Here is a 14,836-nt window from a genome sequence, read left to right as displayed (position 1 = left end):
AATTGACTATTTTTGTCAAGATTATTCAATGAAATTTAATTAAGGATGATTATACAACCAAGAACTAGAGGTTTTATTTGTTTAACTGCACATCCAGATGGAGCAGCACAACACATCAAAAACCAAATCGAATACGTGAAATCAAAAGGAAAGATTGCTGACGGCCCTAAAAAGGTATTGGTAATCGGTGCTTCAACCGGTTTTGGTATTGCTTCTCGTATTTCTGCTGCGTTCGGATCTGATGCAGCTACTATTGGCGTGTTTTTTGAAAAACCAGCTACCGAAGGAAAATTAGGTACTGCAGGTTGGTACAATACCGCTGCTTTTGAAAAAGAAGCCCAAGCGGCAGGCCTTTACGCCAAAAGTATCAATGGCGATGCTTTCTCTGATGAAATCAAGCAACAGACCATTGAATTGATCAAGAAAGATCTTGGACAAGTGGATCTAGTCGTCTATTCATTGGCTTCACCTCGTCGTACGCATCCGAAAACAGGCGTGCAACATGCCTCTGTATTAAAACCTATTGAAAAACCATTTACCGATAAAACGGTAGATTTCCATACTGGTGTTGTTTCTGATATCACCATCAATCCGGTGGAACTGGAGGATGATATCAATAATACCGTAGCCGTAATGGGTGGCGAAGATTGGAAATTCTGGATAGAAGATCTGAAGGCTGCAGGAGTATTGGCAGAAGGTGTAAAAACCGTTGCATATTCTTACATCGGCCCAGAATTGACCTATCCAATCTATAGAAACGGTACGATCGGTCGTGCTAAAGATAATTTAGAAGCAACTGTTCCAGCTATCAATGCGTTGTTAGCAGATATTAATGGGGTTTCTTATGTTTCAGTGAACAAAGCTTTGGTAACCCAATCAAGTTCTGCTATTCCTGTGGTTCCATTATACATTTCTTTGTTGTACAAAGTAATGAAGGAAAAAGGGATACATGAAGGAACGATCGAGCAGATGCAACGTTTGTTCGCGGAAAGACTTTACAACAATTCGGATCTTCAGTTGGACGAAAAAGGAAGAATCCGAGTGGATGACCTGGAAATGCGTGAAGATGTGCAACAGGAAGTTGCTGAATTATGGAAAAAAGCTACTACTGAAAATCTGGAAGAGATTTCTGATATTCAGGGTTACAGAAATGATTTCTTCCAATTGTTCGGTTTCAATTTTGATGAGATCGATTATGAAAAAGATACAAACGAAGTCGTTCCAGTACCAAGTATCGGCTAATATTTCTTTTTAGGAATAAACTTATAAGAAAGGCTTTCTATCTATTAGGAAGCCCTTTTTTATGCCTATAAAACCATCCAAAAGTCCAATTTATTTATTGATAGTCAATCTAAATTTTCCGTAATTCATTAAAAAATTAAAGATGTTCAAACCTTTTTTTATAATTTTAACCCATTATTTTGATGTTGGGGGATGTAAAATCAAAATAACTACCATAACTAACTATTAATTAATGAATAATCAGGAGATTGTAGAAGATGATCAATTGTACCTTAGCGAGGGTATTCAAGAACATGGTTTTCTATTGATTATAAACCATGACTATTCTTTGGTTGCCCTGAGCGAGAATTGTTCCGATTGGTTGACCAACCCAGTGAACCATTACATCGGTTCTAATATCTGGAAATTTATTGCTACTTATTTCCCAAACTACCAAGAGAATTTAAAGAAGGGGATTGATGAGGTCTTCGAAGATTCAGACGAGCGTGTTTGGATGGAAGTAGAGGTAGGGCCTTTCGGTTGCTACCTAAATGTTTATGGTACAAGTAAATATATCTATCTGGAGTTTGAAAAGAAGGCTATTGATCAAAATGTTTTCTTTCCTAAGATTGAGGTGTTTAACAACCTATTAGTAAAAAACAAGGATCGGATCTGGGAGGTTACTTCAGCGTATATTTCGAAAATAAGTGGCTTCGATCGAATTCGTGTTTTTGCCTATGATAAGGACAATAATGGACTTATAATAGCTGAAAATATTAAACATCCTGACTTAGAAGGTATTCTAGGGTGTTATTATCCTTACACCGATGTATTTCGGTTGGCAAGGAACATTCATGTGGTCAATTATAGTCGTTATACGGCGCAGATCAATGGACCAACCATCAAGATCATCTCCAATGGAGTGGATCATCCTAATCTTTCCCAAACCAGTGTCCGAATGGTCTCGCCCATACATGCTGCCTATATGCTGAAGGATGGGGTGAACTCGAACCTCAGTGTGTCCATTATTGTAGATGGTGAATTATGGGGATATGTTTTCTGTCAAAGTAAGGATGCTAAAAAAGTAAACCTGCTTAAAAGAGAAGCCTTGGTGTATTTTGTGCAGATGGCTGTGAATCAGTATGTTGAAAACCAGGATCTCAAAGACCGTAAGTTTTACGAGGAAATAAGGGATTTTGAACTTCTGCTAAAAGAAAAATTATTAGTTCAGAATGATCTATACAAAGTACTCAACGATTTAGGTGATCGTTTATGTTATTTTGCGAAGGCGGATGCCATGGCCATCCTGAGCAAGGATGAATTACATACCTACAATATCTCCATTGGGAAGCGTAAAGTAGATGCCATTGTTGATCAGATTCGTAAAGTAGAAAAAGGAAGTTATTTTACGGATGAAGAATTTGTATTTAAATACGGCAAGAAACTAGGCTTGGAAACCGAGCGCTTTGCTGGTATTTCGGCTATCTGTGTGGATGAAAAGGAATCTTTAGCCTTTTTGTTCTTCCGGAAGGAAAAAATCCAAAAAAGGAAATGGGTGGAAAAACCGGAAGAACTTATTGCGGAAGGGAAACCTAATGTGCAATTTGTGCATGAAGATCATCCTTATTTGGATGTTTGGCATCAAACCACCTATCATGCCTCCGAGAAATGGACGGATATGGAGTTTTTCTTTTTCAAAAGGTTGCGCGAGATTGTACTGGTGAGTTTCCGGATGCTAGCCGAAGAGATCCAAAAGCTGAACCTCGAAGTGCTCAATTTGAATACGGCATTGGATAATTATGCCAATACCGTAAGCCATGATCTGAAGAATCCATTATCAGCTATCAACCTTTCAGTACAGATGATGATGCAAAAACCAGACATGTCGGAAGTGTTGAGAATGAAAATGCTCAAGAATACCAAAGAAGCAGTCAACATCATTAATGAAATGTTGCGTACCATCCATGAATTTTCAAAGGTCAAAGGCTATGATTATAAAATGGAATCGGTATATACCCAGGATTTCATCCCGCAGATTGTTGATTTCAGTAAGTTGAGATATGCTGCTGATCATGCAGAAGTAGAATTTGGCAACCTTTTTCCTTTACATGGTGAGAAAACCATTATCTATCAATTATTCCAGAACCTGATTGGTAATGCAGTGAAATACAGTGCGAAAACAGCTTCACCTAAAATAAAGATTTATTCCGAACTGGATAATGAATTCGTTCGCTATCATATTATTGACAATGGAATTGGGATGGCAAAGGAAGAACTAAGCAATGTCTTTGATAGTTTTAAGCGACTTTCCAATGCGTCAGAGTTTGAGGGTACAGGACTTGGGCTATCCATCGTAAAAAGAATTGCCGAACGTTTGCATGTTAAAGTCCAAGTAGATAGCGAAATAGGTTTAGGGACTGCTATTCAACTTACCTTTCCGAACGACAACTAAATAATTCCGAAATTAGAAGCCTTAAATAGGGGAAAACCTCGTTTAAAAAAATTATATTTGCGAATTAATTTGAAGGGATAATCACCTATATGAAGCAAATACGCAATTTTTGTATCATCGCGCACATTGACCACGGTAAAAGTACATTGGCCGATAGATTGTTAGAGTTTACAAATACCATCAGCCAACGTGAAGCTCAGGCCCAATTGTTGGATAATATGGATTTGGAAAGGGAAAGAGGGATTACGATCAAGAGTCATGCTATCCAAATGGAATTCCAAAAAGATGGTCAACAGTATATCCTTAACCTGATCGATACACCTGGACACGTGGATTTTTCCTATGAAGTTTCCCGTTCCATCGCGGCCTGCGAAGGTGCATTATTAATCGTTGATGCTTCACAAGGGATTCAGGCCCAAACCATTTCCAATCTATACCTAGCATTGGAACATGACCTAGAAATCATTCCTATCTTAAATAAAATGGATCTTCCTGGCGCTATGCCAGAGGAAGTGAAAGATCAGATCGTGGATCTTATAGGCGGTAAAAGAGAAGATATCATCCCTGCATCAGGAAAGACTGGATTGGGTATTCCTGATATCCTAAATGCTATCGTTGAGCGTATCCCTGCACCTGTTGGTGATCCGGAAGGACCGCTTCAAGCCCTGATCTTTGACTCGGTATTCAACTCCTTCCGTGGTATCATGGCCTACTTTAAGGTAGAAAATGGAGAAATCCGTAAAGGCGATCGTGTAAAGTTCGTTGCAACTGGCAAAGAATATTATGCGGATGAAGTAGGTACCTTGAAACTGAACCAGGTTCCTAAAGAAGTTATCAAAACAGGTGATGTAGGCTACATTATTTCGGGGATCAAAGAAGCCCGCGAGGTAAAAGTAGGAGATACCATTACCCATAAAGACCGTCCTTGTGCATCTGCGATCCAAGGTTTCGAAGAGGTAAAACCGATGGTATTTGCGGGTATATATCCCGTGGATACAGAGGATTACGAGGAGCTACGTGAATCGATGCATCGCTTGCAACTGAATGATGCATCCTTGGTGTTTGAACCGGAATCATCTGCGGCATTGGGATTTGGATTCCGTTGTGGATTCTTGGGAATGCTCCATATGGAGATCATCCAAGAGCGTCTGGAACGCGAGTTCGATATGACCGTGATCACTACGGTGCCCAACGTATCCTACAAAGCTTTCTTGACAAAGGACAACGAAGAAGTGGTGGTTCATAACCCTTCTGATCTTCCAGATCCAAGTAAATTGGATAGCATTGAAGAACCTTATATCAAAGCGAATATCATTACCAAAGCAGAGTTTGTTGGTCCTGTAATGTCGCTTTGTATCCAAAAACGTGGTACCATCATCAACCAATCATATTTGACCTCCGATCGTGTGGAATTGGTGTTTGAGATGCCAATGGGAGAGATTGTTTTCGATTTTTACGATAAACTGAAAACCATTTCCAAAGGCTATGCTTCATTCGATTACCATCAGATCGGTTATAGAACATCTGATTTGGTTAAATTGGATATTCGTTTGAACGATGAGCCTGTAGATGCACTATCCTCCTTGATTCACCGTAGCAATGCCTACGATTTTGGTAAGAAAATCTGTGAGAAATTGAAGGAATTATTACCTAGGCAACAATTTGAAATCCGTATTCAGGCATCCATCGGAGCCAAGATCATTGCCCGCGAAACCATTTCTGCCCTACGTAAGGATGTAACTGCCAAATGTTATGGTGGTGATATTTCCCGTAAGCGTAAATTGTTGGAAAAACAGAAAAAGGGTAAGAAACGTATGCGTCAGGTAGGTAATGTGGAGATTCCACAATCTGCATTTATGGCGGTATTAAAACTTGATTAATTTACAACAACCTTTTATAGATAACATGAAGTTACTGGACGGAAAAGAAGTTTCTGCAAAACTTAAAGAAGATATCAAAAGAGAAACTGCTGAGCTGACTCAAACCTTAGGTCGTAAACCGCATTTGGTTGCTATTCTAGTCGGAAACGATGGGGGTAGTGAAACTTATGTGGCTAGTAAAATGCGTAATTGCGAGCAGGTTGGCTTTGATTCTACCAACCTACATTATGAGGACAGCATTACCGAGGAAGCGTTATTGGCAAAGATTGCCGAGATCAACCAAGATGATTCCATTGATGGATTGATCGTTCAATTGCCATTACCTAAGCATATTGATCCAGAGAAAGTTACTGAAGCTATAGATTATAAAAAAGATGTGGATGGATTCCATCCGATCAACCTGGGAAGAATGCAGCGTAATCTGCCTTGTTTTATCCCTGCTACTCCTTACGGGATCATGTTGATGTTGGAACATTATCAGATCAATACCTCAGGCATGAAAGCCGTGGTGGTTGGCCGTAGCAATATTGTAGGCTCTCCGATGAGTATTCTATTGGCAAGGAACAGCAATCCTGGGAACTGTACAGTAACATTGACCCACAGTAGAACACAGAACCTGAAAGAAGAAGTTCTTCAAGGGGATATCGTTGTTGCAGCCATTGGTCGCAAGAATTTTGTGACGGCAGAAATGGTGAAAGAAGGTGCTATAGTCATAGACGTGGGAATAAACAGAGAAAACTCTTCAGAAACAAAATCAGGGTTCAAATTGTACGGAGATGTTGATTTCGAGGAAGTTTCCAAGAAAGCATCTTGGATTACACCAGTTCCAGGAGGAGTAGGTTTAATGACCATTATCGGCTTATTGAAAAACACATTAGAAGCGGCTAAAGGCACGGTTTATCGAAAAGCATAATTTGGTATAAATTTTGCAACATCCTCCGAGAAAAATGTTAAACAAAAACACACGAACATTTAATTTTACAAACATGAAAAAACTTGGATTATTAGCGGCTGTTGCATGTGCTATCTCTTTTTCGGCATGTAATAACAACACATCAACCATGGATAAAAACCATGACGGTGATACTACTGCTGGAGAAAGATTGGATCATTCCATTGAATCAGCTGAAGATCACGCTGCTCACATGAAAGCAGATGCAGATAAAGCAGCTGCTGATGCGGAAGCTAATCTTAAAAAAGCACAAGCTGATTTAGATGCAGCTGTGAAAAGTGGTGATAAACAAGCAGAAGAAGCTGCTAGAAAAGCAGTAGCAGATGCGGAGACTGCTTGGGAAAAAACCAAACAAGCAGCTAGAGATGCTGCTGAAGCAGTAGAAAGAGGTGTAGATAATGCAATCGATGCAACTAAAGAAGCTGGACAAAGAACCGGTGATGCGATCGAAAATGCAGCAGATAGAACGGCAGATAAAGCAAAAGAACTTTCTAACGAAGCAGAAAGAAAAGCTAAAAACGTTAAAGAAGCATTAGAAAACTAATTTAATATATAAATTGGTTATTAAGTTTTTAATTGAAACGCCAAATCTGATTTGGCGTTTTTTTTATTTATTAGCATATTGAATTCATGATAGAAAAAGAGGTTTGGATCCGGGAAGCCATCCAAAAAACAGAAAGCAGAATAAGCGACATTAGCGCCGCAATGGACACGGCAAATGATAGTTTGGTCAACGATACGAAGAGCAGCATGGGCGACAAATATGAAACCTCCAGAGAAATGGCCCAGCAAGAACTTAGTCGGCTTCAACAGCAATGGAAACAGGCCCAACAGGATTTAGATACTTTACATAATTTACCTATAGAACCCTTAAAATTGGTGGGTTTGGGAAGCTTGGTTGTTACAAATCAGTTCCATTATTTATTGTCCATTTCCATCGGGCCTATGAAAATCGATCAGGAAACCGTCATGGTGATTTCGAAAGAATCTCCCATTGGAAAGCTATTGCTAGGGAAAAAAGTAGGGGACAGCCTGACCTTCAATGGAAAAGAAATCAAGATCACGAATTTATTATAAAACAATAATAATTTCTTAAAACCAATTTGGATATTTTTTGTTTAGATTTAAGTATAATTTACTTACATAAACAATGATTTTTATGAACCTACGAAAAATCTTATCAATGGCGATGGTTTCTGCCGTATTAGTATCAGGAACAGTCGCATGTAAGTCCAAAATTTCTGATGCGGACTTAAAAGCTAAAGTGGAAACAGCTATTCAATCCAATCCAAACGTTCAGGTGGATGTAAAAGACGGTGTGGTTACCTTGAAAGGTACTGCTTCTTCTGAAGAGGAAAAAACAAGAATGGCTGATGCTGCAAAAACTGCAGATGCCAAAGGCGTTAAATCTGTAGTGAACAATATCGTGGTTAATGCACCACAGATTGAAGTGAACACGAACACCGATGATTTAACTGCTAAAGTTCAAGCGTTCACCAAAGATTTTCCAACGGTACAGACTACTGTAGCCGATGGAATCATCACGGTAACTGGAGAATTGGAACAAGCTCGTGTACAAGCTTTGAAAATGGGATTAGATGCTTTGAATCCTAAGAGAGTTGACATGAGTGCATTAAAAGTTAAATAAAAAAGATTATTATGAGCTTATTAAGTAAATATCAAGTATTAGTAGATACAGCAAAAGCATCTGGGATTTCAGATTTGCAGGTGGCAGAACAAGATGGCGTTTTACAGATTCGTGGAACAGCTCCCAATGCCGATGTAAAGAATAAGTTATGGGACGTTTACAACCAGATTGATCCTAATTTCCTTACAGGAGATGTCGTAATGAACGTCGATGTAACTACTTCCGTTACAGGACAACAAGTAAAAGTGATCACGGAAAGCAGTAACTTGAATATCCGTAAAGGTCCAGGTACTGATCAGCCAATTGTTGGTAAAGCTGCAAAAGATGAGGTGATTACCTTGATCAGCCGCGCTAATGACCAATGGTGGTTAGTAAGAACGAAAGATGGCGAAGAAGGATATTGTTATGCACAATACTTAGAGCCAATCGCTTAAGTTTTTTAAATAAAAGATTAGAGGCCGTATCAAATTTTTGATACGGCTTTTTATTTATTTGGCTTAACAATGTTTAATGTCATTCTTCTTTTATAGGATTATAGAAACCGACTAGCTGTTTTTCGGAATTGATGTCCAGTACTATGAAGTAATTTCTTTTAGAATCTAAATAATAGGTTCGTTTGTTTTTTTCCTTCATCACATGATATCGTTCAGCAAAAAAGGTGTGGGCAATCTTCGATAACTTAACATCATGGTCGCCAAAGATTATTCCACTTAAAAATAGTTGGTTTCTACTATTGAACCAATAATAGAGGTATTTGCTATGTTCAGAAAGATTGGCATAATATAATGCACTAAAATCTTCCTCAACTGGTTTAACCTTCATCAAGGTTTTAATACGAGCGATAGATTTTCCAAAATGGACAAAGGGTTCCTGAATCCCTTGCACATACGGCGTGATGGTTAATTCCTTTTCTATGATTTTATCTTTCCAACTTACGCTGATGGTGGTTGTGCCTATATGCTGACCTTTCAAAAATCCATTTTCATCTATAATGGCCACAAAAGGATCTGAGGATGCCCATAAGATCTGGTCTTTATGATGGTCGGCGTTCAATTTTATTTGCTCATCATACTTCATTTCGTTGGGAAGATTCCTAATATCAAAAATAGGTTCTTCCGGATCCATGATTTTCCGACAGTGGCAAAACAGCAATAGGAAAGGGACAATTAAAATCGCCCACATCTTCCTTTTCCTTAAATATTCCATGATGGAAAATAGGAATTGGAAGTTAACTCATTGATTATTAAATATTAATATTTATAGGCTATCTAATAATTCCAACCTACAAAGCGTTGTTGAAGTCCGGTATCACTAAACTCCCAAACCAAAAAGCTGAAACAACCCCCATCCCCAATTTCCTGCTTTACAAAATAATGCCCATCAAATTTTTTGGCCTCGTAGTTTTTGTTTGCATGCAGAATCCCCCATATATAATTCATAGGTACCTGAATGTTTTTTTTGTTGAACATAGCGCGCATACTCTTTACCTCGGTCTTTGGCAATCCGCAATCTCCACCAAAGTAAAACTGTCCATTTATTTTAACAGGGCTTTGGCTCTGCGGATAATATTCGATTTTCTTGTTCGATATGTTGAAAGTTTGTGTTTCCACAAGAAACTTGAATTCTTGAGGATTGGCCGATGGAAGGGCATCCATTATTTTAAATTGCGATTTATGGAGATATCCAGCCTTTAGATCTATATTTCCGTTTCCCAGGTTGTTCCTATTTTTCTGATCTATATATTGAACAGGTATCCAATCTGCATTTTTTTTCTCATGCATAAATTCTTCATCAAAAAGTATGACAGTGAATTTATCGAGCTTATCGATCACTTTAGCCTTATTATTACCTTCGGCCCGTACATTTGCATAGCCATCTTGACTACTAATTACTGCCAATTGTGCTTGTACAGCAAAGATGCTCCCCAGAAAAATCAATATTATTCCGATTAAATGCTTTACCATCATGTCTTTCATATTTAATTCTAAGGTACTTATATACTTATTATTTCCATAAAAAAGACTATCTACAAAACATTTACAGCATCCGTTGTTTTAACCTTTAAAGGTTAGTAAATTTAAAAATGGAACATAAACATCAATTTAATGCTGCTGGTGTTTGCGAAATCTGCAACCAGACCGATAAGATATATAAAAATGCTGATGTTACTCTAGCGCGATCCTCAAAAAGCAAAAAACATAGTCATGATGATGGCCACGAACATAGTCACGATCACGATGATGGTCATGACCATAGTCATGATATGGAAGGTTCTACTTTCCATCTATTCCTTCCAGCCATTCTAAGTTTAGTCTTGTTGCTCTCGGCTTTGGCATTGGACCACCTCATTGCTAACGATTGGTTTAAGGGATGGATCAGGTTAGGATGGTATGTATTGGCTTATATTCCAGTTGGATTACCCGTATTGAAGGATGCCGTGAAAAGCATCGGAAAGGGAAATTTCTTTTCCGAATTTTTCTTGATGGGAATTGCTACATTGGGTGCTTTCGCTATCGGCGAATATCCGGAAGGGGTCGCTGTAATGTTGTTCTATGCTGTTGGCGAAGCCTTCCAGACCTTAGCCGTAACCCGTGCAAAAGCGAATATTAAAAGTCTTTTGGATCAACGCCCAGATGTAGCTACAGTAATACGGGAAGGAAATCCCGTACTGGTCAAGGCTACGGATGTCCAAGTGGGCGATGTCATCCAGCTGAAACCTGGTGAGAAATTAGCCTTGGATGCGATCTTGTTAAGTGATCAAGCCTCTTTCAATACCGCAGCGCTGACTGGAGAAAGTAAGCCCGATACAAAAGTTAAAAACGATGCTGTGCTTGCCGGTATGATCAATCTGAAAAGCGTTGCAGAGGTAAAGGTTTCTGCAGCTTATGAAGACAGTAAATTGAGCAAGATATTGGAAATGGTGCAACATGCGAGTTCGCAGAAGGCTCCAACAGAACTGTTTATTTCCAAATTTGCTAAGATCTATACGCCAATTGTGGTTTTCTTGGCGATTGGTATTGCTTTTTTGCCGGCTATATTTGTTTCCGATTATGTTTTTAAAGATTGGTTATATAGAGCATTGATCTTTTTGGTGGTCTCTTGCCCCTGTGCTCTGGTCATATCCATTCCATTAGGCTATTTTGGTGGGATCGGGGCGGCCAGCCGAAACGGAATATTGGTGAAGGGTGGAAACTTCTTGGATAGCCTGGCCGCTGTAGAAGAAGTGGTCATGGATAAAACAGGTACCATGACCGAAGGTGTTTTTGAGGTTCAGGAAGTTGTTTTTAAAGATGGATTGGATAGGCAGGGGATATTGGAGGCTATAAATTTATTGGAAAGCAAAAGTACCCATCCTGCAGCTACCGCTATCCACCAATATGTTGGTGAGCCCAATCACGGTTTGTCCTTAACAGATGCAGAAGAGATAGCGGGACATGGATTAAAAGGAAGAGTGAATGGCAAAACTTATCTGGTGGGTAATGTAAAGTTGTTGGACAAATTTCAGGTGGAATATCCGAAGGAATTGAATGATTTGGTATATACAACCATTGCTATTGCGGAGAATGGGGAATATGTGGGGTATTTAACGATAGCAGATAAGATAAAGGAAGATGCAAAAGCTACAATAGAAAAACTGCATGCTTTGAAAGTGCGGGCTACGATGCTAAGTGGCGATAAAAATGCGGTGGTGCAATATGTGGCCAAGGATCTTGGGATTGATAGTGCTTTTGGTGATCTCTTGCCAGAGGATAAGGTGGAAAAACTGAAGGAATCAAAATCGAGGTCTTCCATAGTGGCTTTTGTGGGAGATGGGGTCAATGATGCGCCGGTTGTGGCCTTAAGTGATGTGGGGATAGCCATGGGGGGCTTGGGATCAGATGCTACAGTAGAAACTGCTGATGTGGTGATTCAGGATGATCGACCTAGTAAGATTCCGATGGCTATTGCAATTGGTAAAAAAACCAAGGCCATTGTATGGCAAAATATCATTTTAGCATTTGTGGTTAAGGGGATTGTTCTGTTGTTGGGTGCTGGAGGATTAGCGACCATGTGGGAAGCGGTATTTGCCGATGTAGGGGTGGCTTTGTTGGCTATTTTGAATGCGGTGAGGATACAGCGGACTGATTATAGGGACAGTGTGAAATAGTAATGTCATGCTGAGCGATATAGCAATGTCATGCTGAGCGAAATAGCATTGTCATGCTGAATGAAATAGCATTGTCATGCTGAATGAAATAGCATTGTTATGCTGAATGAAATAGCATTGTCATGCTGAGCGAAATAGTTTTGTCATGCTGAGCGAAGTCGAAGCATCTGTTCGTTGGTAACCGTACAGATCCTTCGACTACGCTCAGGATGACAATAAAGTCAATCAAGATGACAATAAAGGCGCTTTGGATGTCCAATAAAATCCCTGAGGAAATTATTAATTAACCCCGATAGTGCCTAAATCTTTAACTTCACCATTTGCTACCTCAATAGGCATGATGGTTTTCTCTAAATAAGGCGTAACAGTAGGTTGAACCAATAACTTATAAGTGCCTGATTTAACTCCTGGGAAGTAGAAATTACCCAATGTATCAGCTAATGTACCCAAAGTATCCGCTCCATTGATCAACAATAAGTTGGCTAGCGATTCTTTTGGAGAAACAATACCTTTAACAGCACCAGAAACAGCAACTGGAATAGCTCGGATTACTGGTTTCAGCATATATTTCCCATTCCCAGTCATGTGAATCGATTTCGATGCATCAAAATCCAATAATAGGGTATAGGCAACCCCTGGTTCCAAATTATCCTGAACCTTGATTTTTACCCCTGATGATTGACCACTAGGCGTAGTCAGCTGATGCCTAACACCATCGATAACCACTTCATTACCTTCATCCTCCAATACCAAACGGATTTCTTGAAGTTGGCCTGAAGGTACATCAGCATTTGCTAACACCGTATCACGACCTAAGCGATACAATAAGATATCAAAAGGATCATCATCGATATCCACCGTTTTGTTTCCTCCTGCGGATAAGATCTCAATGTGATCAATATTTAAAAAGATTTGATCGTAATACCCTGGGGCATCGGTCATTTTAATGGTGACTGGCGTGGTTCTGTTTAGATCCATCCCGTCATCGTTGCTACAGCTCGCAAATGATAGCGCTGCAGCAGCTAAGGCAAATGATAATAACGTTCTCATAGTTTTTAAATTGATAGTACTCTTTTACAAATCCTATGCCTATAAATGTTAAAACATAAATTTTAACATTTCGAAATCTTACGTTTTCCTCTCTAAAGCTGCTACTATTATTCGAAAAGAGAAACGTATATTATAATTTAAATTGATGTTCATCATAAAAAGTTATAAAATAAACTTAATTATTTTAATTTTTTTATATTTGCTTTAGATAAAAATGTTTAACAGTTAGGTTAAAGCTTAAAAAAGATTTAAATTTTAAAAATATTTTAGGAAATATTCCAATTAATTAGAAAAAATATTAAATATAAATTTAATTTACTGATTTTATAATTTTTGTAACCAAATTAGATATTTTTTAAACTTTCATAATCCGAAAACAGAAAATTAACCAAACACAATTAAAATATCTCCTTATTAAGGAGTTGAATTTGAAGGATAATGAAGGATGGTTTTATACCGAAATGGGGTTAGGCCATTTTTTACTGGAATTTTAATAAAAGGAAATACCATTTTTTAGGAAAATCCCGGAAACTACCAAACTATGAAAGACAGACTGAATAATTTCAACTTGTTGATCTTGATATTCTGTTTATTGTTGATTCTGCATATTCCATTTATGGCATATATGTATGATATTCCGATTGCCCTGTTATATGGTCCATTGTTATTGGCTTGCTTATGGAATTTGAGGCTACAAAGAATAAAGTTTCTAACAGTTTGCATGCACTTTTTACCTTTTTTTCTATTCTCCATACTCTATATCAATTGGGCTAGGGATTTACAAAAGTGGCATTTAATGATTGTTTATATCGCTTATATAAGTTCTTTAACCATCTATCCGACTTATGTATTGAGGAATACCCAAAAGGTAAGGGGAGCTAAGAACAGATATAAAGCTATTCTTTTGGAAATCCTCTGTCTTTTTGGTTTTATTGTAGCCTTCTTTTTGTTGACGATGTTGTTTTATATGTTTAAGCCATTTAATTATGATGTCCGTCCGGTTTATGTATTTATGGTCATCAATTGTATTGGGATCTTTATCATATTAGGGTTTTTGATTTCTCGATTTTCTATGGACAACCGTCGTACATACTACAATGTGTTGACTGCCGAAAAATCACAGCCGATAAAAATCACGGAGCAGGAGTGGGGAGCCTATCATCAGGTATTGCAACATGCAATGGAAAAGGACAAGTTGTTTCTGGATTCCAATCTCAGCATGGAAAAATTCCTACAGCATACCGGATTAAGTAAAGAGGTGATGCTACAATTCCTTGATCTACAGGCTAAGTGTTCTTTCTTTGATTGGTTGGCAAAATATAGGATTTTGTATGCCGTGAGTCTATTGAAAGGTAATTATCCGCATTTAAAGACCGCTGTTCTTTCGAATTTATGTGGCTTCAATTCTGTTTCTAAATTCAATAAATATTTCCACTTATATATGCGTCAGTCGGTAACAGATTTTAAAATAAGCAATCAAAAGTAG

The 14,836-nt window shown here is 38.4% G+C and carries 13 protein-coding genes; 10 read left to right on the top strand and 3 right to left on the bottom strand.

Features of this window, described 5'->3' with window-relative positions:
- The first annotated feature begins 45 nt into the window (after nt 1–45).
- The 8 genes from fabV (at nt 46) to VJ786_RS06070 (ending at nt 8,587) form a co-directional block, all read left to right on the top strand.
- Nucleotides 46–1,242, top strand: a complete 1,197-nt coding sequence (gene fabV / locus VJ786_RS06105) for an enoyl-ACP reductase FabV (RefSeq protein WP_099367443.1) — start codon at nt 46–48, stop codon at nt 1,240–1,242.
- 232 nt (nt 1,243–1,474) lie between these two features.
- Entirely contained in the window at nt 1,475–3,673 is a 2,199-nt protein-coding gene (locus VJ786_RS06100) for an ATP-binding protein (RefSeq protein WP_134776606.1), read from the top strand.
- 89 nt (nt 3,674–3,762) lie between these two features.
- Nucleotides 3,763–5,553, top strand: coding sequence for a translation elongation factor 4 (lepA, locus tag VJ786_RS06095; protein ID WP_134776605.1), 1,791 nt, complete (start codon nt 3,763–3,765; stop codon nt 5,551–5,553).
- A 25-nt stretch (nt 5,554–5,578) separates the two neighbouring features.
- The gene (locus tag VJ786_RS06090) at nt 5,579–6,466 is read left to right on the top strand and encodes a bifunctional 5,10-methylenetetrahydrofolate dehydrogenase/5,10-methenyltetrahydrofolate cyclohydrolase (protein WP_134776604.1); all 888 of its coding nucleotides are present in this window, start codon (nt 5,579–5,581) and stop codon (nt 6,464–6,466) included.
- A 73-nt stretch (nt 6,467–6,539) separates the two neighbouring features.
- Nucleotides 6,540–7,049: a hypothetical protein gene (locus VJ786_RS06085; RefSeq protein WP_134776603.1), complete on the top strand. Its 510-nt coding sequence runs from the start codon at nt 6,540–6,542 to the stop codon at nt 7,047–7,049.
- A gap of 86 nt (nt 7,050–7,135) precedes the next feature.
- Nucleotides 7,136–7,582, top strand: a complete 447-nt coding sequence (locus VJ786_RS06080; protein WP_134776602.1) for a GreA/GreB family elongation factor — start codon at nt 7,136–7,138, stop codon at nt 7,580–7,582.
- Between the two features lie 82 nt (nt 7,583–7,664).
- The gene (locus tag VJ786_RS06075) at nt 7,665–8,153 is read left to right on the top strand and encodes a BON domain-containing protein (RefSeq protein WP_134776601.1); all 489 of its coding nucleotides are present in this window, start codon (nt 7,665–7,667) and stop codon (nt 8,151–8,153) included.
- Nucleotides 8,154–8,164: 11 nt separating this feature from the next.
- Complete coding sequence (locus VJ786_RS06070; RefSeq protein WP_099367449.1) at nt 8,165–8,587, top strand: SH3 domain-containing protein; 423 nt, start codon at nt 8,165–8,167, stop codon at nt 8,585–8,587.
- 79 nt (nt 8,588–8,666) lie between these two features.
- Here VJ786_RS06070 and VJ786_RS06065 read toward each other — a convergent pair whose 3' ends face one another.
- Nucleotides 8,667–9,278 (bottom strand): Ig-like domain-containing protein, encoded by a 612-nt coding sequence (locus VJ786_RS06065; protein ID WP_336557449.1) that lies wholly within the window; start codon nt 9,276–9,278, stop codon nt 8,667–8,669.
- Nucleotides 9,279–9,421: 143 nt separating this feature from the next.
- The gene (locus VJ786_RS06060) at nt 9,422–10,120 is read right to left on the bottom strand and encodes a hypothetical protein (protein ID WP_336557448.1); all 699 of its coding nucleotides are present in this window, start codon (nt 10,118–10,120) and stop codon (nt 9,422–9,424) included.
- 116 nt (nt 10,121–10,236) lie between these two features.
- Here VJ786_RS06060 and VJ786_RS06055 point away from each other — a divergent pair, with 116 nt between their 5' ends.
- Entirely contained in the window at nt 10,237–12,300 is a 2,064-nt protein-coding gene (locus VJ786_RS06055) for a heavy metal translocating P-type ATPase (protein ID WP_134776598.1), read from the top strand.
- Nucleotides 12,301–12,579: 279 nt separating this feature from the next.
- On the opposite strand, the gene VJ786_RS06050 is transcribed toward VJ786_RS06055, so the two are convergent.
- A complete protein-coding gene (locus VJ786_RS06050; RefSeq protein ID WP_099367453.1) occupies nt 12,580–13,350 on the bottom strand; it encodes a DUF4382 domain-containing protein in 771 nt (256 codons plus the stop codon).
- Nucleotides 13,351–14,146: 796 nt separating this feature from the next.
- Here VJ786_RS06050 and VJ786_RS06045 point away from each other — a divergent pair.
- A complete protein-coding gene (locus VJ786_RS06045) occupies nt 14,147–14,836 on the top strand; it encodes a helix-turn-helix domain-containing protein (protein ID WP_336557447.1) in 690 nt (229 codons plus the stop codon).

Origin of the sequence: Sphingobacterium tenebrionis (assembly GCF_037126265.1) — a bacterium.
Lineage (GTDB): Bacteria > Bacteroidota > Bacteroidia > Sphingobacteriales > Sphingobacteriaceae > Sphingobacterium > Sphingobacterium tenebrionis.
This window is presented reverse-complemented; position numbering and strand designations above follow the sequence as displayed.

Excerpts from the sequence above, each read along its gene's own strand:
- VJ786_RS06090 (WP_134776604.1), top strand. The coding sequence starts at position 5,579 with ATGAAGTTACTGGACGGAAAAGAAGTTTCTGCAAAACTTAAAGAAGAT.
- VJ786_RS06060 (WP_336557448.1), bottom strand. The coding sequence starts at position 10,120 with ATGATGGTAAAGCATTTAATCGGAATAATATTGATTTTTCTGGGGAGC.
- VJ786_RS06075 (WP_134776601.1), top strand. The coding sequence starts at position 7,665 with ATGAACCTACGAAAAATCTTATCAATGGCGATGGTTTCTGCCGTATTA.
- VJ786_RS06055 (WP_134776598.1), top strand. The coding sequence starts at position 10,237 with ATGGAACATAAACATCAATTTAATGCTGCTGGTGTTTGCGAAATCTGC.
- VJ786_RS06080 (WP_134776602.1), top strand. The coding sequence starts at position 7,136 with ATGATAGAAAAAGAGGTTTGGATCCGGGAAGCCATCCAAAAAACAGAA.
- VJ786_RS06085 (WP_134776603.1), top strand. The coding sequence starts at position 6,540 with ATGAAAAAACTTGGATTATTAGCGGCTGTTGCATGTGCTATCTCTTTT.
- VJ786_RS06065 (WP_336557449.1), bottom strand. The coding sequence starts at position 9,278 with ATGGATCCGGAAGAACCTATTTTTGATATTAGGAATCTTCCCAACGAA.
- lepA (WP_134776605.1), top strand. The coding sequence starts at position 3,763 with ATGAAGCAAATACGCAATTTTTGTATCATCGCGCACATTGACCACGGT.
- VJ786_RS06070 (WP_099367449.1), top strand. The coding sequence starts at position 8,165 with ATGAGCTTATTAAGTAAATATCAAGTATTAGTAGATACAGCAAAAGCA.
- fabV (WP_099367443.1), top strand. The coding sequence starts at position 46 with ATGATTATACAACCAAGAACTAGAGGTTTTATTTGTTTAACTGCACAT.
- VJ786_RS06050 (WP_099367453.1), bottom strand. The coding sequence starts at position 13,350 with ATGAGAACGTTATTATCATTTGCCTTAGCTGCTGCAGCGCTATCATTT.
- VJ786_RS06045 (WP_336557447.1), top strand. The coding sequence starts at position 14,147 with ATGATTGTTTATATCGCTTATATAAGTTCTTTAACCATCTATCCGACT.
- VJ786_RS06100 (WP_134776606.1), top strand. The coding sequence starts at position 1,475 with ATGAATAATCAGGAGATTGTAGAAGATGATCAATTGTACCTTAGCGAG.